15 protein-coding genes and 2 pseudogenes are annotated in these 20,810 nt (G+C 72.1%); 5 read left to right on the top strand and 12 right to left on the bottom strand.

The window, feature by feature from the left end; all coding sequences use genetic code 11:
- Window positions 1–11 precede the first annotated feature (11 nt).
- Together ACGF5O_RS22555 and ACGF5O_RS22550 are read left to right on the top strand one after the other, a co-directional pair.
- Window positions 12–2,813 (top strand): AAA family ATPase, encoded by a 2,802-nt coding sequence (locus tag ACGF5O_RS22555; protein WP_393811655.1) that lies wholly within the window; start codon window positions 12–14, stop codon window positions 2,811–2,813.
- Window positions 2,814–3,017: 204 nt separating this feature from the next.
- Window positions 3,018–3,809: a S1 family peptidase gene (locus ACGF5O_RS22550; protein ID WP_393811654.1), complete on the top strand. Its 792-nt coding sequence runs from the start codon at window positions 3,018–3,020 to the stop codon at window positions 3,807–3,809.
- 98 nt (window positions 3,810–3,907) lie between these two features.
- Here ACGF5O_RS22550 and dmpI read toward each other — a convergent pair whose 3' ends face one another.
- From dmpI to ACGF5O_RS22535, 3 genes are all read right to left on the bottom strand, one after another.
- Window positions 3,908–4,090, bottom strand: coding sequence for a 4-oxalocrotonate tautomerase DmpI (dmpI, locus tag ACGF5O_RS22545; RefSeq protein WP_393811653.1), 183 nt, complete (start codon window positions 4,088–4,090; stop codon window positions 3,908–3,910).
- Window positions 4,091–4,182: 92 nt separating this feature from the next.
- Window positions 4,183–5,049, bottom strand: a complete 867-nt coding sequence (locus ACGF5O_RS22540; protein ID WP_393811652.1) for a LysR substrate-binding domain-containing protein — start codon at window positions 5,047–5,049, stop codon at window positions 4,183–4,185.
- A gap of 186 nt (window positions 5,050–5,235) precedes the next feature.
- Window positions 5,236–6,408, bottom strand: coding sequence for a winged helix DNA-binding domain-containing protein (locus tag ACGF5O_RS22535; RefSeq protein ID WP_393811651.1), 1,173 nt, complete (start codon window positions 6,406–6,408; stop codon window positions 5,236–5,238).
- Window positions 6,409–6,599: 191 nt separating this feature from the next.
- Here ACGF5O_RS22535 and ACGF5O_RS22530 point away from each other — a divergent pair, with 191 nt between their 5' ends.
- On the top strand, window positions 6,600–7,784 hold the full coding sequence (locus ACGF5O_RS22530) for a magnesium and cobalt transport protein CorA (protein ID WP_393811650.1): 1,185 nt from the start codon (window positions 6,600–6,602) through the stop codon (window positions 7,782–7,784).
- Between the two features lie 1,099 nt (window positions 7,785–8,883).
- Here the strand turns inward: ACGF5O_RS22530 and modA are convergent.
- The 3 genes and pseudogenes from modA to ACGF5O_RS22515 all read right to left on the bottom strand — a co-directional run.
- Window positions 8,884–9,711, bottom strand: a complete 828-nt coding sequence (gene modA / locus ACGF5O_RS22525) for a molybdate ABC transporter substrate-binding protein (protein ID WP_393811649.1) — start codon at window positions 9,709–9,711, stop codon at window positions 8,884–8,886.
- A gap of 642 nt (window positions 9,712–10,353) precedes the next feature.
- On the bottom strand, window positions 10,354–10,893 hold the full coding sequence (locus ACGF5O_RS22520; RefSeq protein WP_393811648.1) for a MarR family winged helix-turn-helix transcriptional regulator: 540 nt from the start codon (window positions 10,891–10,893) through the stop codon (window positions 10,354–10,356).
- A gap of 152 nt (window positions 10,894–11,045) precedes the next feature.
- A pseudogene (locus tag ACGF5O_RS22515) lies at window positions 11,046–11,342 on the bottom strand (flavodoxin family protein); the annotation flags it as partial.
- Between the two features lie 740 nt (window positions 11,343–12,082).
- Between ACGF5O_RS22515 and ACGF5O_RS22510 the strand changes: the two are divergent.
- Window positions 12,083–12,370 (top strand): STAS domain-containing protein, encoded by a 288-nt coding sequence (locus ACGF5O_RS22510; protein WP_393811647.1) that lies wholly within the window; start codon window positions 12,083–12,085, stop codon window positions 12,368–12,370.
- Between the two features lie 8 nt (window positions 12,371–12,378).
- Here the strand turns inward: ACGF5O_RS22510 and ACGF5O_RS22505 are convergent, their stop codons facing one another.
- Window positions 12,379–12,954 carry a TerD family protein gene (locus ACGF5O_RS22505; RefSeq protein ID WP_393811646.1) on the bottom strand — a complete coding sequence of 192 codons (576 nt, stop codon included), beginning with the start codon at window positions 12,952–12,954 and terminating at the stop codon, window positions 12,379–12,381.
- Window positions 12,955–13,199: 245 nt separating this feature from the next.
- On the opposite strand from ACGF5O_RS22505, the gene ACGF5O_RS22500 reads away from it, so the two are divergent.
- Window positions 13,200–13,682 (top strand): CBS domain-containing protein, encoded by a 483-nt coding sequence (locus tag ACGF5O_RS22500; RefSeq protein WP_393811645.1) that lies wholly within the window; start codon window positions 13,200–13,202, stop codon window positions 13,680–13,682.
- A gap of 21 nt (window positions 13,683–13,703) precedes the next feature.
- On the opposite strand, the gene ACGF5O_RS22495 is transcribed toward ACGF5O_RS22500, so the two are convergent.
- The 5 genes and pseudogenes from ACGF5O_RS22495 to ACGF5O_RS22475 all read right to left on the bottom strand — a co-directional run bounded on the left by ACGF5O_RS22495 (window position 13,704) and on the right by ACGF5O_RS22475 (window position 20,760).
- Window positions 13,704–15,008 carry an SLC13 family permease gene (locus ACGF5O_RS22495; RefSeq protein WP_393811644.1) on the bottom strand — a complete coding sequence of 435 codons (1,305 nt, stop codon included), beginning with the start codon at window positions 15,006–15,008 and terminating at the stop codon, window positions 13,704–13,706.
- A gap of 55 nt (window positions 15,009–15,063) precedes the next feature.
- Complete coding sequence (locus tag ACGF5O_RS22490; protein WP_393811643.1) at window positions 15,064–15,300, bottom strand: hypothetical protein; 237 nt, start codon at window positions 15,298–15,300, stop codon at window positions 15,064–15,066.
- Window positions 15,301–15,466: 166 nt separating this feature from the next.
- Window positions 15,467–15,658: pseudogene (locus tag ACGF5O_RS22485) on the bottom strand (hypothetical protein); the annotation flags it as partial.
- A 51-nt stretch (window positions 15,659–15,709) separates the two neighbouring features.
- Complete coding sequence (locus ACGF5O_RS22480) at window positions 15,710–15,841, bottom strand: hypothetical protein (protein WP_393811642.1); 132 nt, start codon at window positions 15,839–15,841, stop codon at window positions 15,710–15,712.
- Window positions 15,838–20,760 (bottom strand): DNA repair ATPase, encoded by a 4,923-nt coding sequence (locus tag ACGF5O_RS22475; RefSeq protein WP_393811641.1) that lies wholly within the window; start codon window positions 20,758–20,760, stop codon window positions 15,838–15,840. The genes ACGF5O_RS22480 and ACGF5O_RS22475 overlap by 4 nt, the downstream gene beginning before the upstream one ends.
- Between the last annotated feature and the right edge of the window lie 50 nt (window positions 20,761–20,810).

Below are 20,810 nucleotides of genomic sequence, written 5' to 3'. Positions count from 1 at the left end.
CGAGGGGAGCGGTGACCGTGCGACGGGACTTCCAGGAGCCTGCCAGATGCCGCCCCGACCTGGTCATCGGCCGGGCGGAGCTGTTCGCGGCCGCCCGGGAGCAGCTCTCCTCGGGGGGCAGCGTCCTCCTGCACGGGCCCGCCGGAATAGGAAAATCCACGGTCCTGCGGGCGCTGGACGCGGAATACGCCGGTGCCGCCCGCACCGTGCTGCGCTGCTCGGCCACCGAGTCCGAATCCCATCTTCCGTTCCTCGCCCTCGCCGACCTCTTCGGCCTGGTCCTCGACGACGTCTCCGCCCACCTGCCCGGCGCCCAGCGCACCGCCCTGGAGTCGGCGCTCACCGGTCGCGGCGAGTCCACCCTCCAGCGCGACGGCCTCGCCCTGCGCCTCGCCGTGCTGTCCACGCTGCGCGTGCTGGCCGCCGAGGGGCCCGTGCTGATCGTCGCCGACGACCTCCAGTGGCTGGATCCGGCCAGCGCCGAGCTCCTCGGCTTCGCCGCCCGCCGGCTCGGCGGCACCCCGGTCCAACTGCTCAGCGCGGTCCGCACGGAGGGCCAGGAGTACGACCGTCACCTACGCGCGTCGCCCCCGGACACCGTCGCCGTCCGCCTCGGCGCGCTGAACCGGAGGCAGGTCTCCGAGCTCCTCGACCACCGCGGCCACACCGGGCTGACCCGCTCCACGGTCCGCGAGATCCACCGCACCAGCGGCGGCAACCCCCTCTTCGCCCTGGAACTCGGCCGCGCCCTCGCCGAGAACCCGACCCCGCCCCGCCCCGGCGAGCCGCTGCCGGTGCCGACCTCGCTGCGCGCCCTGGTCCTCAGCCGCCTCGACATGCTCTCCGTCGAGGCCCGCCGCACCCTGCTGGTGGCCAGCGCAGGCGCCCGCCCCACCCAGGCCCTGCTGCACGCGGCCGGCCGGGAGAACGCCGAGGCCGAGTGCGCCCAGGCGGCCGAACTGGGACTGCTGGCCACCGAGCCCGAGGGTCCCGCCGTACGGTTCGCGCACCCCCTGATCTCCGCCGCGCTGTACGCCGAGGCGCCCGCGCAGGAGCGCCGGGCCGCGCACGCGGCGCTGTCCACGGCCGCCTCCGACCCGATCGAGCGGGCCCGGCACCTGGCCCTGGCCACCACCGGCACCGACCCGGAGGTCGCCGACCGGCTCGCCGAGGCCGCGACCGAGGCCCGGGACCGCGGCGCGCCCTCGGTGGCCGCGCAGATCGGCCTGCTCGCCGCCCGGCACACCCCCGGCGACCACACGCCCACCCCGGACGAACGCCGGCTCCAGGCCGCCGAGGACGCGACCAGCGCGGGCGAGATCGACCTCGCCCAGGACATCGCCCGTGAGGTGCTCACCCACGCCACCCGTCCGGCGGACCGGGTGCGGGCCTGGATCCTGGTGATCGACTCCGCCGGCCACACCATGACCGAGGTCGACGCGGCCTTCCCGCACGCCCTCGCCGACGCCGGCGACGACCCGCGGCTGCTCGGCAAGGTCCACTACCAGCTGGCCTGGCGGGCGCTGATCGTGGGCGGCGACTTCACCGAGGCCCGGCAGGCGGCGGCGCACTCCGCCGACCTCGCGGCCGAGGGCGGCGACCGGCGCACCGAACTCCTCGCGCTCTCCCTCCAGGCCCAGGTCGAGACCCTGATGGGGCATCCGGCGGCGCCCGCCACCATCAAGCGCGCCCTGAAGGAGCCCCAGGACCCGTACGTGGCCTGCCACCACAACGGGGCGGGCAGCGCCAGGTTCCGCTGGCTGGTGATGGGCGACCAGCTGGCCGAGGCGCGGGCCACCGTCACCGCGCTGCTGCGCGAGGTGCGCCGGCGCGGGCAGGTGGAGAGCGAGGTGCACTTCCTGCGCGGCCTCGCCGAGACCGAGCTGCGCTCGGGGCACTGCGGCCGGGCCCTGGACCTGGCCCGCGAGGGCCTGCACCTCGCCCACGACTCCGGGATCGGCGAGACCGCCTCCGCGATGCTCACCTCGCTGGCCGAGGCGTCCGGCGGCGACGTGGACCGGGGCCTGGCGCTGGCCAGGGAGGCGGTGGAGCACGCCGAGCAGGACGGCGACACCATGTACCTGTCCCGGGCCCTGGGCGCCCTCGGATACGCCCAGTTGGTGGCCGGCGACCCGGCGGGCACCGTCCGCTCGCTGCGCCGGGTGCGGGAACTGGAGCAGAGCCTCGGCATCACCGACCCGGCCCGTGGCCGCTGGCAGGGCGACCTCGCCGAGGCACTCGTCCGGGTGGGTGAACCCGCCGAGGCGCAGGACGTCATCGACGTCACCCGGGAGCACGCGCTCAGACTCGGCCGGGAGAGTGTCCTGGCCGCGCTCGACCGGGCCGAGGCGCTGGTCCGGGCCGCGCACGGGGAACGCGACGCGGCCGTCACCCTGCTGACCTCGGCTCAGGACCGGTTCGCCAAACTGGGCCACGGCCTGGAGGAGGCGCGGGCCGCGTTCGCGCTGGCGGCACTGCGCGACAGGCGCTCCGCCACGGCGTTCGACGAGGCCACCCGGCTGTTCCGGCGGTGCCGGGCGCTACCGTGGCTGCGGCAGGTGGACGAGGCCGTCTCCGCGCCGGAGCCGCCGGTCGAGCCGCCGGCCGCGCTCGACGCCCTGGACGGTCTTGCCGCGATGGAGCGTCAGGTCGCCGCGCTGGTCATGGAGGGCGCCACCAACCGGGAGATCGCCGCCCGGCTGTTCATCAGCGTCAAGACGGTCGAGGCCACGCTCACCCGGGTCTACCGCAAGCTGGGCATCCGATCGCGCGTGGACATAGTCCGTTTGGCCGCAGGGCGACGCGCGAAGTGAGAGCGCTCCCGGTTAACTGAGGCGGACCGAGGGTTTTCCCTCCGCCATCCCCCTAGGGGGTTCCCTCATTGGGAGGGTGGGGTTCCGGGTCCTAGCTTATGGATGTGCCGCTCGCCCGGGCATACGGGGGTCGGTCCCGCGACCCCCGTGCTGCACCCCCCACACCCGCGCGACCCCCACCGGCAACCCCCACTGAGGAGACTCATGTTCGGGCACCACCGCGCAAGAAAGTCCGCCGCAGTCCTGGTGGCCACCGCCGCCGCTGCGGCGACCGCGCTGATCGCGTCCCCCACCGCGTCAGCCGCCCCCCAGCCGATCGTCGGCGGAACGACCACCACGACGACCTCGTACCCGTTCATGATGCAGATCACGGACGCGTCCGGCAGCCAGTTCTGCGGCGGCACCCTGGTGTCGGCCACCAAGGTGGTGACGGCCGCCCACTGCATGGAGGGCGAGTCGACGAGCAGCGTCCGCGTGGTCGGCGGCCGCACGTACCTCAACGGCACCAACGGCACGGTCAGCAAGGTCAGCAAGATCTGGATCAACCCGGACTACACGGATGCCACCAACGGCGACGACGTCTCCGTCCTGACGCTGTCGACGGCGATGTCGTACACCCCGGCGTCGTACGTGACGTCCTCCCAGACGAGCGTGTACGCGGCCGGCACCACGGCCCGCATCCTCGGCTGGGGCACCACCTCGGAGAACGGCAGCTCCTCCAACCAGCTGCGGACCGCGACCGTCCCGATCGTGTCCGACTCCAGCTGCAAGAGCTCCTACGGTTCGGACTTCGTCCAGACCGACATGGTTTGCGCCGGATACACGTCCGGTGGCGTAGACACCTGCCAGGGCGACAGCGGCGGTCCCCTGCTCATCGGGGGCGTCCTGGCAGGGATCACTTCCTGGGGAGAGGGGTGCGCGGAGGCGGGTTACCCGGGTGTCTACACCCGGCTGACCACCTTCTCGGACCTGGTGACCGCGCAGGTCAACTCGTAACCAGAAGACCTCCCGAGGTTCCCTCGGGTGAGTGACCAGGGGGCGTTGCGGGCTTCCACGAGCAGCCCGCAGCGCCCCCTATCCACGTCCCGGCCCGGCTACTTGTCGGCGGCGAGTGTGCCCGCGGCGCCCCAGCTGTCGGCCGGGACCTCGTGGATCCAGACCTGCACGGTCTCGGCGGGGATCTTGTACGCGTCGACGAACGCGTCGGTGACGCGCCTGACGAGCTCCCGCTTGAGTTCGGGGTCGCGGGGGCCCTGCTGGACGGTGACGATCGGCATCGCTGAACTCCTCCGAGTGCGTGTTCTGTTCGGTGGGTCCAGTCCATCGCGCCGGACGTCCGCGACCAAGGAGCAGATCCCGACGGCAGCGATCAGCTTTCGTGATCGTCGCAGGCCAGGAGCAGAGTGCTCAGGTGCGGGGAGGGCGCGACAGCGGGCACGGCGAGCCCCGTGACAAGAGCCAGGCCCGGCGCCCGGAACGGCACGAAGGCGACCCGGGAACTGTGCAGCACGCGCGCGTGGGACGCGTACACGACCGTCCACAGGGGGCGGGTGCCGATGCTGGCGAGGGCGTCCTGGAGGGAGCCCGGTGACGGTCCCGGCAGCGGCTCGAAGCCGGCCTCGCGGCAGGCGCCGACGACCAGGTCGACGAGGGCGGGGTTGGTACGGCGCTCGGTGAGCGCGAGCGGAAGGCCGGCCAGCTCCTCGACGCCGATCTCGGCGCGGCTCGCGAGGGGATGGGAGGCGGGGAGCGCGGCGACCAGGGGGTCGGGCCACAGCGGATGGACCCGCACCCCGGGCACGGCCTCGACGGCCCGCACGAACGCGGCGTCCAGGCGGCCGGCGGCGACCCGTGCGAGACGCTCCGCGGCCGGCAGCGAGTACAGCTCGACGGGCACGTCGGGCGCGCGGCGCGCGAACGCGTCCAGCACCCGGTCCAGGTGCGCACCGAGTCCGGTACTGGTGCCGATCCGCAGCCCGGCCGGCCGGGCGACCGCGGCCCGGGCCCGCTCGGCCGCCGCCAGCACCGCCCGCGCCTCGGGCAGCAGCCGCTCCCCCGCACCGGTGAGCCGGACCCGGCGCGGCGAACGGTCGAACAGCTCGGCGCCCAGTTCCCGTTCGAGCCGCTGAATCTGCTGGCTGACGGCCGACTGCACGATGTGCAGCCGCTCGGCGGCCCGCCCGAAGTGCAGCTCCTCGGCGACGGCGACGAAGTAGCTGAGCTGCCGCAGTTCCATGACACCGACTCTAGGCGGGACCGGTGAACTCCACCGCGGTGCGGCAGCGCCCCCGAAGGGGCGCGGGGAACTGCGCGACCAGCGACGACGGCGCGGCAGCCGCCCGACGGCATGGCACGGCACCGTCGGCGGAGCGCCTGGAGCCCGGCACGAACGGGGCCGGCCGGGTGGACCGGACGTTGCTCATCACCCTGCCTGCGCCACGACGTCCCCGAACCGGATGTCGTACCGCTCGCCGGGATGCAAAGCAGCCAGCATCCGCTCGCCCTCCTCCACGATCGCCGCCCGCTCCGCCGCCGAGCCGGCCCCCGCCGCCCCGAAGATCTCGATGACCAGGGCATCCTCCGTCAGCTTCCACACCCCCGCCAGGAACCCGTCGACGAGCAGGGTGCGGTGGGCCTGGTTGCCCTGCCAGGCGCGGCCCCGGTGCTCGGCCGGGACGACACGGGTGCGGTCGGCGTGCGAGAGGAGAAGGTTGTCGAACTCGGGGAGGAAGCGGGGCGGCGCCGGGGTCCCGGGGTCGGGGCGGGGCGCGTCGGGGAGGTCGAAGAGCTCGGCGCCGGTCTCGTCCCGGAAGGTGAGGAGGCGGGGCCGCAGCCGTTCGAAGGCCGCGCGGAGCCGGGTCAGTCCGGCCCAGGTCTGCATGTCCCTGACGGAGGCCGGCCCGAAGGCGGCGAGATAGCGCAGGACGGCGGTGTCCGTGGCCGCGTCGGCATCCGTGGCAGCCGCGGCATCCGTGGCAGCCGCGGCGTCAGGGGTGGGCGCCGGCTCGACGGGGCGGCCGAGCCAGTGCTCGGCGGTGGTGAGGGCGACCTGTCCGGACCGGCCCCACAGCCCGCGTGGGGTGACCTGGACGAGGGGCAGGGTGCAGCGGGCTGCGACGGCGAGGGAGTGCGGGTCGGCGTCCGGCCACTCGGCGCGCAGCGCCTCCCGCAGCCCGGCCATGGTGCGCGGCTCGGCCTCGACCAGGTCCCGGGCGAGCGCGGCGAGCCGGTCCAGGTCGACACCGGCCAGCCCCTTGCGGAAGGCGGTCAGTTCACGGGTCCGGGCGGGCTGGACCAGCGGGCGCAGGGTCAGCGCGTCGGCGGCGGTGTGGGTGTGGATGGTCGAGCGGAGGGTGACGATCCGGACCACCTCACGGTCGGCCATCAGCCCGGACAGCTGCTCGGGGGCGAAGCCGTCGAGGCGGGCGGCGAGGGCGTAGTACGGCGGCTTGACGTTCTGCGCCTGGAGGCCGACGAGGTGCGCCACGGCGTCCTTCGCGGACCGCGGTGAGCGGCGCAGCAGGAGCTGGCGGTCGAGGGTGGCGCGGTTGAGGGCGCGGGTGCCGAGGACCGGGCCGGACGGCTGCTTCGTCATACCGGCACGCTAACGCCGAACGAGGACAGATCCTGTCCGCATCTCTCACCGAATCCCGCCCTCGATTCCCTCCGCCGGGCCCGTATGCCCCGTATATCCTGCGACGAGACTCAGCGATCACGCGTGATCACCCGGACCACGCGGATCACACAGCTCACGCCCGATGCAGGCTCCACCGAGAGGCGGCCGCGATGTCCGAGCGACGCCCCAGCCCGGCTTCGAAGAACGCCGCGAACGGCAGGAACGGCCGCGGCACCAGAAGGTCCGTCTGGCGCCGTGCCCTGCCGCAGGAGCAGGACGACACGGTGGCGCCGCCGGCGTCCGGGTCCGTGCCGGGCGGGGAGTCCGCCGAGCCGCCGAGCATCGTGGAGGCGGCGCTGTACAGCGACGGGGTGCGGGTGTCGACACCGGCGACCCTCGCGGAGACGTACCGCGAACTGCGCGACACGCCCTCGGGCATGGCGTGGATCGGCCTGGCCCGCCCGACCTCGGACGAACTCCTCTCCCTGGCCAGCGAGTTCGACCTGCACCCGCTCGCGGTCGAGGACGCGATGGAGGCCCACCAGCGGCCGAAGCTGGAGCGGTACGGCGACACGCTCTTCGTGGTGCTGCGCGCCGCCCGCTATCTGGACGCGCCGGAGGAGGTCGACTTCGCCGAGCTGCACGTGTTCGTCGGCCCCGACTTCGTGATCACGGTCCGGCACGGCGCGGCCCCGGACCTCTCGGCGGTCCGCCGCCGCATGGAGGACTCCCCCGACCTCCTCAAACTCGGCCCGGAGGCCGTCCTCTACGCAATACTCGACGCGGTGGTCGACGGCTACGCCCCGGTCGTCGAGGGCGTCCAGAACGACATCGACGAGATCGAGACCGAGGTCTTCCGCGGCGACCCGTCCGTGTCCCGCCGCATCTACGAACTCTCCCGCGAGATGGTCGAGTTCCAGCGCGCGACCCGCCCCCTCGTCGGCATGCTGCACGGCCTGATGGCCGGCTTCACCAAGTACGAGACCGACGAGGAACTCCAGCGCTACCTCCGCGACGTCGCCGACCACGTCACCCACATCAGCGAACGCGTGGACGGCTTCCGCCAGGCCCTCACGGAAATCCTCACGGTCAACGCGACCCTCGTCACCCAGGAACAGAACGCGGAGATGCGGGCGTTGGCGGAGGCAGGCTTCGAACAGAACGAGGAGATCAAGAAGATCTCCTCCTGGGCGGCGATTCTGTTTGCTCCAACCCTCGTTGGAACTATCTACGGCATGAACTTCTCACACATGCCTGAGCTGCATTGGGGGTTCGGATACCCCTTCGCGATCGGCTTGATGGGGGTTGTATGTGCCAGTTTGTACGTGATTTTCAAGCGACGGGACTGGCTTTAGGGATGAGCATCCACCCACGCGGAGCTTCCGCTGTTTGCTCTCGCACCTGGAAAAATTGGGGCACGAACGGGCTCTGGGGAGTCCGTGGGGAGAAGTGATGTGGATGATCTCCTTGCCCTCACGAGGTCACGCCTCTGACCTGGCCTTTTGAGCGCCTGTCAACGCTGGGGAGAATCCGGGGAGAATCGAATGCCGCTACCCGCCTCCAGGCACAACGAACCCGCCGTGTCTCGCCGTTCTTTGGTTTCCGCCGCGCCGACCTCCCCTGCGGCACGTGACGGAGAGTCACTGAACGAGTGACAGGAACAGACTGTGGAGCGGCCACTGTACATACCCTGAAGCTTCTATAGATCGTCAAGTTGTAGTAGACGGGCCGGTGTGCCGCTGAAGGCGCTGGTCAGGTGGTGGTAGACCTCGCGCGCGACGAAGCGCTTGAGGCATCTGAAGATGTTCCTTCGTCTTGAGTCCTTCGAGGGTGCGTCGTGCCACGTAGTCGCGGGGATGTCCTTGTGCGACATGAACAATCCTCGCCGGTACGCGTCTGGTCGGCGCGGGTGAGTGGCTCGCTGCGCGATCCGTCGCCGCCGATGTTGTACTTGCCCTGGGGGTAGCCCCGCTGGGAAACGCACGTGGGCACGCCCAGCTTGACCGCAGGAGTGGTCGCCTGCCCTCTGCGCGACGCCCGCCGGGCCTAGCGCAAGAAGAGGCCCGTGCACCCGCCGAACTGCTGTACTTCGACCGACCACGGCCCAGGCCGTCAGCCACTGGGTCCACCACGGGTCGGGCCACAGCACCGGCAAGGAACTACTGGCCGCCACCGTCCGCCACGACGGTCCCATCAACGGCAGTTCCTGCTGGAAGGCGGCGACCGACCATGACTCCGACCGCCCTTGAGGAACTGCTGACGGCCCCCATGTCGTAGCCCGCCTCCAACTGGGCCGCTCGGCCGTCCAGGTCTGCCATGACTTCAGCGCCGCCGACCGGACACATATCGGTGTCCAGGTGTCGGAATTTCGGGGGTCACTCCACAGGAACTGGGCCCCCAAGCCCGCTACTCAGGCACCGAGGCCCTGGGGCTGCGCGGCTGAGCCCGCTGCGGTCACGGCTTGAGGAAGCCGGCGTCGGTCAGGACCTGCTGGCCCTCGGCGGACTGGACGAGGGCGATGAACGCCTTGGCCACGGCCGGGTTCGGGGCGTCCTTCAGCAGGGTGATCGGGTAGTCGTTGATGGCGTTCGCCGACTCGGGGAACGCCACGCCCTCGACCTTGCTGCCCGCGGCCTTCACGTCGGTCTTGTAAACGACCGCCGCGTCGGCCTCCTTGAGGACCACCTTGTTGAGGGCGGACTTCACGTCCTCCCCGTAGGAGACCGGGGTCAGCGTGAGCTTGCTGGCGTCCAGGGCCTTCTGGGCGGCGGCGCCGCACGGCACCGTCTTGTCGCAGAGGACGACCTTGAGCGAGGACTTGGTGAGGTCCTTCAGGGAGGAGATCTTGTCGGGGTTGCCCGGCAGGGTGGCGATCTCCAGCTGGTTACGGACGAAGGTGGCCGGGGCGGTGGCGTTGTCCTTCTTGTCCGTCACGATCGCCATGGTCTTGGGGCTCGCGGAGGCGAAGACGTCGGCCGGCGCACCGCTGGTGATCTGCGCGGCGAGGGTGTCGCTGCCGCCGAAGCTGAAGTTGACCTTGGTGCCCGGGTGGGCCTTCTCGAAGTCGGCCTTCAGCGTGGTGAAGCTCTCCTGGAGCGAGGCCGCGGCGAACACGGTGACCGAGCCCGACAGCTTGGGTGACGCGGACGACGAGGTGTCCGACTTCGTCGTGGCGGACGAGTCGTCACTGGAGGACGAGCAGGCGCTCAGGGCCAGCAGGGCCGCGACCGAGGCACCGGCCACCTGGAGCGTCCGCCGGGTCCGGCGAACGGAACGGGTCATCACGGGGCTCTCCTCGGGTTGCTCAGCATGCAGACGGTGCTGCGCGGCCGGGGCGCGGCCACGTCGTGATCTGTCGACAGACCGTAGAGAATGATCATTAAGGTCACGTCACGCAACCGGCCATCCGCAGTTGCACCCTGCGCACGCGGGCCGAGTACCTCGCGTGAGGCCACGCTGTCTCGGCCGAGAGCACCGGCAGGGTCAGACCTCTCACCTTCGCTCGACGCATCCGCGCCCTCTACGGTCCGAAGATCCGCTGGACCTCGCGATCGAACTTCGCTCGCTCCCGAAGACAGGCGCGATGTCGGTTCTGTACTTGAGGCCGATCCGATCGAACAGGTCTCGACCACTTCAACGACGACAACAGCTTCCCCTTGAGCGGCGATCCAGGCTCGCCGGGCAGCGTGAAAGTGATCGCGAAGGAAGCGAACCCCAACGTCTGCCTGCTCTGCGACACGGGGAGCCGGCGATCAGGGTTGTGGACATCGAGGATGGGTCCGGAGACCGCGGGGTTCTGCAGTTCCGCGACGAGGGCTCGGTACTGCGCGACGGCTGCATTGCGCAAGGCAAGCGTGGTCCGGAAACGATGTGTCCGAAAACGGGGCCCGGTCGGCTGCGCACTGCGGTTCCTGCTCGCGCGGGTCACACGTCGTGGACCATCGCCTCGTCCACGGCCCAGCCCAGCGGGTGCGGATCCGGATGGTCGGCGGCGGGGATCGCCGGTGGCTCGCCGCCGGCCCGGTTGAAGGCGCCCAGCGCCTCGATCAGCGCGAGCCGCTGCGTGGGACCGAGCCGTGCGACGATCGCCGCGATCTCGGAGCGGCGCCGGGCGGTGACGTGCTCGACGGTGCGCCGGCCCTCGTCGGTGAGCTGCAGCAGGGTCTCGCGGCGGTTGCCGGGGTTGGTCTGGCGGTCGGCGAGCCCGGCCGCGATGAGCCGGTCGACCATGCGCATCGCGGTGGACGGCGCCACCTGGAGAAGGTCGGCGAGCGCCACCAGCTTGGTGGCCCCCCGGGTGGCCAGCACCACCAGCATCCGGAACTGCGGCAGGGTCACCCCCTCCTCGACCTCGGCCAGGGATCGGGCGGAGACCGCCACCAGCAGCCGGGAAGCGGTCAGCACCGCCCTGGTGACCGCGTCGACATCGTCCATGGCCCCCGCGGGGATCTCGTGATCCGGCATGGGTCCTTTTTACCGTGCCGCAGTCGGCGCCCCCTCACGCGATGGGAACAGATTTCCCTTCCCCATGACCGTGGTACCGCCGCAGGAGCAGCATCGCGGCGTCGTCGTGGAGCGGTCCGTCGGCATGTCTGACCAGGTGTTACCGCCCGGCGCTCGCGCAGGAGCGACCGACACGGGTAATGGGCTCGGGTGGCGCACCGGCCGCCGACGGGCCCCACGGGCCCGTCCTCTCCCAGCCAGATGGGTCCTGCCAGGACGAGGATGTCGGCCGCCATGACCTGCCGGTACAGGTCCGGCCAGGCGTCCGTCGCCCAGCCGTGCTCCCGCATGTCGGGCCAGACCCCGGTGGCGATGTCATGGCCGACCGCCCGTACGACGTCGAGGTGCACTCCCTGCGCTGCCATGACGGCGGTGCTGCGGTCGATCAGCCCCTGGGTGTTGCTGGTCTCCTCCTGAAAGGCCCTGCCATCGTGGTGAAGCGCGGCGAGTCGTCGCTGTCCGGGCGCCAGCCTGCGGCCCGTCCGTGCCGGATGCCACCACAGCGCCTCCGAATGGTCCCGTCGAGCGTCCCGAAGCCCCGAGAGGCGCGACGGGAGCAGACTTGAGGAAACGACGGACCTGCCAGCACTCGCCCAAGGGGGGGTGTCGGTCATGGTGCGGTCGCAGGGCGGCAGGGTGGGGATGTGGCGCCTGCGGCGCACTCCGCTGCGGCGGCGCAGTGATGTGGTGGACGCCGGGATCCTGCTCGCGGCCTGGGTCGGCGTGCCGGCAGCGAGCCTGGTCACGGGTCTTGCAGCGGGCTCCGCGGTGGACCACCGGCTGGACCGGCAGCGGGCCGAACGCCGAACCGCCGCGGCCGTCCGCACCACGAAGGCGCCGCGCAGGACCGCCGCGTCCGGGCCACCGTGCACTGGACGACCCGGGACGGCTCCAGCCACACCGGCCGCACGACGGTGTACCCCGGTGCGAGGGCCGGGGACACCGGTCAGCGTGCGGATCGACCGCCGGGGCCACCTGACGTCCGAGAGAAACGGGCGCGGCGGCACACGCCCCCGCGGGCACACCGCCCGCCCGGATGCCTGCTGCGGCAACCCCCTGGTCGGCGGACGTCGTCCGCTGCCCCGGAGCCACCGATGCGTCTCTCCGCTCGCTTTTCCCCGAAGGTCCGTCGCCCGCGGCCCGTCCGCGCGTGAAAGTCGTCCGGCTGCACGGCGAACTCGACGCCCGCAGCGCCAGGGCGACCGGCCTGCGCCCGATCCGGTCGACCGACAGGGGACCGCAGGTCGTGGAGATCGACCTCGGCAAGGTGACGTATCTCAGCCCGGACGGTTGCGGAGCACTGTTCGCGACGCTGCGCGCCGCCCGGGCCCGCAACACCCGGGTGGTCGTCACGCACGCCGACGAGCGGGCCCGGTCGGTCCTGGACCAGGCAGGTATCGCCCGTGTGCCGGCGGCGCAGCCGGGCAGCGACTCCTGATCGTGCGTTCAGGCCGTCCCGGCCGGACGTTCCTCGTGGGTGTGGCCGGGGCGGGGCCCGGGCGTCCGGCCCATCTCCAGGGTGAAGGGCACCGGGTCGCTTTCGGACCCCCGGATCATCTCGCGCATCTCCCACACGCCGGAGTCGTCTCGGACGAACTCGGCCACGGTGGTGGCGGTGGAGTCGGCGACCTGTGTGAAGTCGTCCGCGAGCAGTTGGGTGTAGCGCTGGACGACCAGCACCCCGGCGTTGTGGATGTCGCCGAAGGTCCGGCGTCCGCCGTCCTGGTGGATGACCACCCCCACGACGACCCGCCCGTAGGCGGCGGCGAGGCGGTCGAACTCCAGCACCATGACCTCGACGTAGCCGAAGCCCTGGCCGGTCTGGCTGTGCCGGGTCATGTTGATGGTGCCGTCGGGTGACCGGCTGTCGTAGTGGACGATGTACTCCGGCCGCCCGTGGGGATCGTCCGCGGAGTAGGTCGCGGCGACGATGTCGAGATGCCGGGCCGGTTCCCCGTAAGGACTCGGGTCCCATTTCAGCCGTACCTCGACCTTGCCGAGCCCCTCGCCGACACTGCTCACCGGTTGTCGCCTCCCCGCGCCGGACCACTGAGGACCCAGTCGGCCCCCACCGATGAAGTATGGCCTGTGACCAGCGAATTGATGCTTCCTTGACGCGCTTCTTGCCGGGCGATGCGGAGGGACGGGACAGGGGTCACTCGTGCCGGTGTTCGGGTTGCGTATGTTTCTGCCCGATGACCTGGCGCGCCGGGCGGCGCGGGTAGGAACCTCGGCACAGGGACGTTTCGGGAAGACGGGAGCCGGCCGTGCGCGCACGCGATCTGGCGGTGGAGTACCAGTCGGTGAGCGTCGACAGCGACGCGCTGGAGGCGGCGCGGCTGATGGCCGAGCAGAAGCTGCCGGCGCTGCTCGTGCTGGACGAGCGCGGGGAGCCGAAGGCGATCCTGCCGGCCTCCCAGATGGTCAAGGTGCTGGTCCCGGCGTACGTCGTCGAGGACCCCGCACTCGCGGCCGTGATCGACGAGCAGCACGCCGACCGGCTCTGCCAGGCGCTGGCCGGCCGCCGGGTCGGCGACTGCCTGTCGGGTACCGCGCCTGCGCCGCCGATCGCCGACCCGGACGACACCGCGCTGGAGGTCGCCGCACTGATGGCCCGGGTGCGCAGCCCCCTGGTCGCCGTCGCCACGAAGGACAAGGCCGGCACTCGTCTGCTCGGGGTCGTCACCGCCTCGCACCTGCTGCACGAGCTGCTGGGCAAGGCGGGCGCGGCGAGTACGCCGACCACCTGAGCGGCCTCGCCGGCAGCCGGATCAGACCAGGGCGAAGTACCGCAGCCACAGGTACAGAGCGCTGATCAGCACGGTCACTGCCGTGACGACGAGGCCGTACTTGGTGAACTGCCAGAAGGAGATGGGCTGCCGGTTGCGTTCGGCGATGCCGAGGACGACGACGTTGGCGCTGGCGCCGATCGCGGTGGCATTGCCGCCCAGGTCGGCGCCCAGGGCCAGCGCCCACCACAGCACGTGGTGGCCGCCGGCCGCGCCGCCCATGTCCTTGACCAGGTCGGCGGTGATCGGCGCCATGGTGGCCACGTAGGGGATGTTGTCGACGACTCCGGACAGCACCGCCGAGCCGCCCAGCAGAGTGAGGGTGGCGCCGAGTTCCCGGCCGCCGGTGGCGTCAGCGAGGGCGCGGGACAGGTCGCCGATGACACCGGTCTCGATCAGGGCGCCGACCATCACGAACAGGCCGGCGAAGAAGGCGAGGGTGGGCCACTCCACCTCGCCCAGGACATCCCGGGTGTCCACCTTCGACACGGCGACCAGCAGACCCGCGCCGAGCAGGGCGACCACGCTCGGCTCGTAGTGCAGCACCGGGTGCAGGACGAAGCCGGCGACGACGAGCGCCAGGACCGCCAGCCCCTGCCAGAGCAGGCGCGGGTCGCGGATGGCCTCGCGTTCCGTCAGTGTCATGACCTGTGCGGCGCGCTCCTCGTCGTAGACGAACGCCTTGCGGAACATCACCCGGGACAGTGCCAGCAGCACCACCGTCAGGACGGCGGCGATCGGGGCGAGGTGGACCAGGAAGTCATTGAAGGTCAGTCCGGCGCGGCTGGCGATGATGATGTTGGGCGGGTCGCCGACCAGGGTCGCGGTGCCGCCGATGTTCGAGGCGAACACCTCGGCGATCAGGAACGGCGCGGAGGGGAGAGCGAGCCGCTCGCACACCAGCAGGGTGACCGGGGCGACCAGCAGCACGGTGGTGACGTTGTCCAGGAGCGCGGACGCCGTCGCCGTGATGAGTATCAGCATCGCCATCACCCGGAAGGGTCTGCCCCGAGCCCGCTTGACCGACCAGATCGCCAGGTACTCGAACAGGCCGGTCTGCCGGAGCACGCCGACGATCGCCATCATCCCGAGCAGCAGGAAGATCACGTTCCAGTCGATGCCGGTGTGCTCGGAGTAGAACGCCGCCTTGTCGTCGGTGGCGCTGATGACGAGCATGAGTCCGGCGCCGCCGAGGGCCGCGGCCGTCCGGTGCACGCGCTCGCTGATGATCAGCGCGTACGCGCCGACGAACACGGCCACGGCCGCCCAGCTCTGCCAATCGCTCATACAGCGGTCTTTCTCTCCATGTCGGCCTGCGGGGTCTGCGTGGTCGGGCGCGTCGTCACACCACCGAGGCGAAGCCCATGGGCCCGAACCACGCGGCGGTGAGCTTCTCCCGCCGCTCGAACCCGGCGCCGGCCAGTGAGATCAGCAGCGTGGCGAACTTCGCCGGCTCCGCGGGGAACGCGGCCGGGTAGGGGTTGGCATGGGTGCGGTGGCACAGGCCGTAGAGGATGACGAGCCCGGAGAGCAGTACCGCGATCAGCAGCGCCACCCCGAAGACAGCGACGAGTACCACTGGTCACACCCCGATCGGAAGAGAGAACACCTCTGTTCGCCGACCAGGCTTCCCGGCACACCGGTGGGAACCCTACCTTTTCTTGATGCGTCTTTGACAGAACGCTTACGCGCACCGTCGCGGACGCCAGGTTGCCGGTGCCCGGCAACGAGTCTCGCGCGCGGGGCTACGTGGCGGCCGTCGACGACCGGTGGGCGGTCGCACCGGCTGCCACCGGGACGGTGGGAATCATCGTGAGCCCGCCGCCCGGGGTGTCCTCGGCCGCGAGAGTGCGGCCCATGGCCTCGGCGAAGCCCCGGGCGACCGCGAGGCCGAGCCTCACTCCGGTGCCGCGCGGAGCGTCGCCGTGGCGCCGGAAGCGCCGGCGCCCTTCTCGGCCGGCCGGGCCGGCCGCCGGACGAGAGTCGGATCAGTCCTGCTCATGCGGGAACCCGCTCCGATGGGCCCGCGCCATCCGACGCCGGTCCCGACGTACCAGTGCGCTCGTGCAGGCCGCCACGACCAGTACGGCGGCGGCGACGGGGATGAGGAAGGACGTCATGGCCTCTCCTTCCGCACGGCCGGGTGCCGGGTGCCGGGGGTGGCGGCCCGGTCGATCGCCGTCTCCACGGCCCCGATCCGGTCGGCGAGCAGTGCGAGGGCGGAGACCGCGCGGGTGAGTGGGTCGCTCTCCGGGCCGCCGAGGGACTGGCCACGGACGTACGCGGCTTTCACCTCGGTCCACCGCACGGTCTGCTCGGCGGTCAGCGTGCCGCGCAGCTCGGCCAGTTTCAGCAGGCTGGCCTCGGCACCGGAGGTGAGGGTGCGGGCGTCGGCGGTGTAGTGGTCGTCGAGGACGGCGGCGAGTTCGGCGTGGTCCATGACCGGCTGGATGCGCTGGGCGATCCTGTTCATGGTGCGGTAGGAGCCCTGGAGCCGGAAGGGCGGTTCGGTGCGGGTGGCGTCGGGCTGGGCGGCCGAGGCGATGTAGGCGGCGTTGACCGCGAGCACCGTTTCCCTGGCGGTCAGCAGATGGCGCAACACCGCCAGGATCCGTGCCAGCTCGGCAGGCGGGTACGGGTGCAGGAGGCGGTCCGCGCGGACCGCGGGGTCGCCCTCCGCCCTGCGGACCAGCAGGTCGAGATCGGCCCGGTCACGACCGGCGAGCGGGGCGAGGACCGGGTTGGCGGTCAGGGCGTTCTCGACGAAGCTGAGTGCGAAGGCGTCCTCCCTGCCCGTCAGGATGTCGCCGAGGTTCCACACGTCGGCGCGGTTGGCGAGCATGTCGGGGACCTGGAAGCGGCCGTCGGACCCGGTGTACGGGTTTCCGGCCATGCAGACGGCGAAGCGCTTGCCCCTGAGGTCGTAGGTGTGCGGCTCACCGTCCCGTACGCCCTCGATGCGGCGGGTGGCGTCGCACAGCGGGATGAACCTCTGCAGCAGTTCGGGCGAGGTGTGCTGGATGTCGTCCAGGTAGAGGAGGGTGTTGTTCCCGGCCTCCAGCGCGAAGTTGATCTTCTCGACCTCCCTGCGGGCCGTGACGTTCGGGGCCTCGGCGGGGTCGAGCGAGGTGACCCCGGGCCCGAGCGCCGGGCCGTCGACCGTGACCAGGAGCAGGCCGAGGCGGTCGGCGACGTACTCGACGAGGGTCGTCTTGCCGTAGCCCGGCGGGGAGACGAGCAGAAGAAGGCCGCCGGTGTCGGTGCGCTTCGTCTCGCCGGTGGTACCGAGTTGCCCGGCGAGGCTGTCCCCGATCAGCGGCAGGTAGACCTCGTCGATGAGCCGGTTGCGCACGAACGTCGGCATCACCCGCGGCCGGTGCTCGTCCAGCCGGATCCGCGTACGCTCGGCGGCCACCAGGGCCGTGCGGTGCCGTTGGTAGGCGCGGTGCGCGGGTATCTCGTGGGTGCGGAACTCCTCTGTGCGGGCGAGGAGTTCGTCGATCCGGACGGTGAGCGTACGGCGGCTGATGCGCGGGTGGGTGCCGAGCAGCCCTTCGACGGTCTCGGTCAGCGGCGCGTCGGATTCATGGCGGGGAAGCTCCGGGCAGAGCTCGGCCGCCACCGCCTCCGCGAGGTCTCCGGCGTCGACGTCCGCCCCGGTTGCCGTGGTGTACGACGTCAGCCACGCCTCGACGAGTTGCCGGCGGTCGGCCAGGGCACCGAGGGCCGCGAGGTCGTCGTCGTACGCCGACGTACCCACGGCGCGGCGGAACTTGTCGAGCAGCGTGCGGGCGCCGGTACTGATGACGAACCCGTCGGGGCCTGTGGTGAGTTCCTCGAAGAGGTAGTGGGCGGCGTCGGTCGCGGTCGGGCCGCCGATCGCCGCCGACAGTTCCCCTTCCAGGTCGGCGACGGCCGGGGCGAGGCCGAAGGTGTCGCGTGCGCGGGCCAGGGAGCAGGCCCGGCGGGTCCAGGCCGTGCGCTCGTCCGCGGTGGTGGCATGTGCCCAGAACAGCTGGGCGGCGGCGCGGGCGGCGGGCCGGTGGCGGAGCGGGCCGGCGCCGTCGTGCAGGCGCAGCAGGGCCGTGAGGATCAGTACGGCGTCGTGGTCGTGGACGCCCCGCTCGTACCCCTCGTCGTAGGCCGCCTCCGCCGCCTGCCGGACCAGGCCGGGCAGGTCGGCCTCCGCGAGCGCGGCCGGGCCGTGCTCGTCCAGGAGCCGGGAGGCGAGGTGTTCGGCGCGGTAGACCTCCGGGGACTCCGAGGGCAGCGGGCGGTCCCAGTAGGGGCGGGTGGCCGCGAAGTCCGGGTCGGTGACCGGCGCGCGGTAGTCGGTGCCGGTGACGGCGAAGGCGAGGCCGTCGCCGTGCGGGACCAGGGTGAGTTCCAGGGGCTGGGTGTTCACGGCGAAGCGGTGGGTGCCGAGGCGGAGCGTGCGGCCGTCGTCGGCATACAGGTCGCCGCGGTCGCGCAGGACGCGCAGGGCTTCCTGGCGGGCTGCCTTGAGGCGGCCGTCGAGTTCCTCCGCCCTTACCTGGTCGCCGAGTTCGCGCAGTTCGCCGATGGTGCGGCGGATCCTGACGGGCAGCGGGTCGGAGGTGAAGTACGTGCTGACGGCGTCCGTGTCCGCGAGCGTCGCGGCGCGCCGGGTCACCGTGCCGAGGACACGGGCGGCGGAGTCGGCGAGGCGTTCGGCGCGGCGGGCGCGGGCGTCGGCGAGGCTCTGCTTGCGGGCGGCGAACGCCTCGTGGACCTCGTCGCGCCTGTCGGCGAGCGTGCCGAGGAAGTCGTCGAACTCGGCGAACCGCGACTCCAGGTCCTCGATGTGCACGAGAACCCGGGCGAGCTGCTCGTCGCACGTGTCGGGGCTGCCGGCGGCGGCGAGCGCGCTCGTGACGGTCTGGCCGAGCAGGGCGGACTCGGCGGCGAACGCGGCGCGTCCCTCGCGGTCGAGGAGGTCGCGGCGGCGGCCGTCGAGGGTGGCGCGGGCACGGTTGAGACCGCCGAGGACTTCGGAGATCCGCTCCAGGACGGCGGTACGCACGGTGGCGTCGCCGCCGTCGAGCCCGGCGACGACCCCGGTCACCGTCCGCAGCCCGTCGGCGAGTTCGTCGAGACGTGCGGAGACCGGCGCTGCCTCGGCGACCGTGACGATCGCCCCGGCGGCGGCGGTGAGCCGCTCGACGTCCGCCCGGTGCTCGGCGAAGGCGTCCTCGCGGGCCAGGTGGGTGACGGCCCGCCGGCCGAAGGCGGCGAGGTCGGCCTCGGTGGCGCCGGCCAGCTCGTCGATGCGGGCGGTGTCCGCGTACCGCATGTCCCTGAGGGTGAGCAGGTGCCCCTGGGCGTGGCGGAGTTCGGTCAGGCCGGTGACCCAGGCGGCGGCGCCTCGCGGGGCCTCGCCGCGCAGACGTCGTACGACCGCGGCGATCCGGGCGTCGGCTTCGGTGAGCGCGTCGGCGGCCTGCCGGGTGAGGGCCTGGACGGTCGCGAACTCGGTCAGCACCTGTTCCGCCGTGGCACGGACCTGTGCGAGCGGCTCGTTCAGGTCGCCGAGTTCCGGGTCGCCCAGCCAGTGGTGGACGTCGGCCGCGCGAACGCACGCGGCGGCCAGTGCCTCGTACACCTCGCTCGTCGGGGTCGTCTCCGCGACGGAGCGGGTGATGGACAGGCAGGCGGAGATGCCGCGCACCAGGTCGGCGTTGCCGACCCGGGCGAGCGGACCGGTGCCGGGTGGCCGCGCGGCCGCGTGGGTGTCGGAGACGTACGGGGAGTTCCACAGCTGGAGCGGGTGCACCCGCCGGGCGTCGTCACCGTCGGCATGCAGGACCGCCAGCGTGCCGTCCTCGAACAGGGCCCAGCCGTGGCCGGACAGCGGGGCGGCGACCTCCTTGCGGATCATGTTGTACGGCAGCAGCAGACTGCGGCTCGTGACCCGCGAGTGGAAGGCGTACAGCACGTCCTCGCCGTTCGGCGAGCGCACCTCGCGCTCGAACTCCAGGCCGGTGACGTCGAGGTCGTACGTCCGGTGGGTGCCCGTGGCCAGGCAGTAGCCGCCGGGGAAGACGACACCCTGGTCCTCGGGCAGGCGGCGGCAGGCCGGGCCGATGCCGTCCAGGCGGACTACCTTCCTGGTCAGCGAGTTGAAGACCAGGTGCCGGTCGGAGTCCTCCTTGTAGGGGCGGATCCGCAGCAGGACCAGCGAGCCCACGCGGGCGTAGGCGATGTCCGCGTCGGCGAGGGACTGCAGCGGCTCGTCGACCGGCTCGGAGTGGATGCCCTCGTCCGTCCCGGTGTCGTTCTCGGCCTTGACGGTCAGTGTCCCGCCGAGCGTGTCGACGAAGACCTCGCCTCCGACGGAGACGTGCGGATGGCGGCCCAGGACGTGGTCCTCGCGGGTCGTCGCGGTCCACTCGACGTCGTGGGACGGTGGCAGGACGTGGTCACGGTCGCCGCGCGCGTCCACGAACGACGCCCGGCCGTCGTCGGTGAGTGCCCAGCGCAGGACGCGGGTGTCGCCGGCCTGGTCACCGGTCTGGAAGACGGCGAGCAGCTTGCCGTCCACCCGGTGGAGCCGGAGCAGCCGGGCCTGGCGGTAGTAGCGGTGGAGGTCGGCCGTCTCGCGGACGAACGCCGGGTCGTCGAGCAGGCCGGGGACGGCGTCGTCGGGCAACCGGTCCAGGTGCCGGTCGTAGAGCGCGAAGACGTCACCGACCGCGTTCCCGTTCCCGGGCGCGGGGTTGTGGCCGAGGAGGAGCGTGTCGCCTACGGCGACGAGGTCGCGGGGCACACTGGCGTGCTCGGTGCGCAGCTGTCCGGTGCCGGCGAGTTCGAGGCGGGTCGAGCCGAACTCCTCGGTGCGGCGGGCGTTCAGGGTCTCGGCGCGGCGGGCGAGTTCGGCGGCCTGGGCGGTGAGCCGGGCCCGCAGCACCTCGTAGGCGCCGGCGTCCGGGGCGTCGACGCCCGGAGTTCCGTAGGCGCCGGCGTCCGGCTTGTCGGTGCCCTGTGCCTCGTACGTCCCGGTGTCCTGACCGGTGCTCATGGATCCCTCTCAGCAGATCGAAGGAGATACACGGTCCGGAGCCGCCGTCC

The sequence above is a fragment of the Streptomyces sp. NPDC048291 genome, assembly GCF_043201715.1.
Classification (GTDB): domain Bacteria; phylum Actinomycetota; class Actinomycetes; order Streptomycetales; family Streptomycetaceae; genus Streptomyces.
Note: the sequence above shows the minus strand (reverse complement) of the source record. Positions and strands in the feature narration are given on the sequence as shown.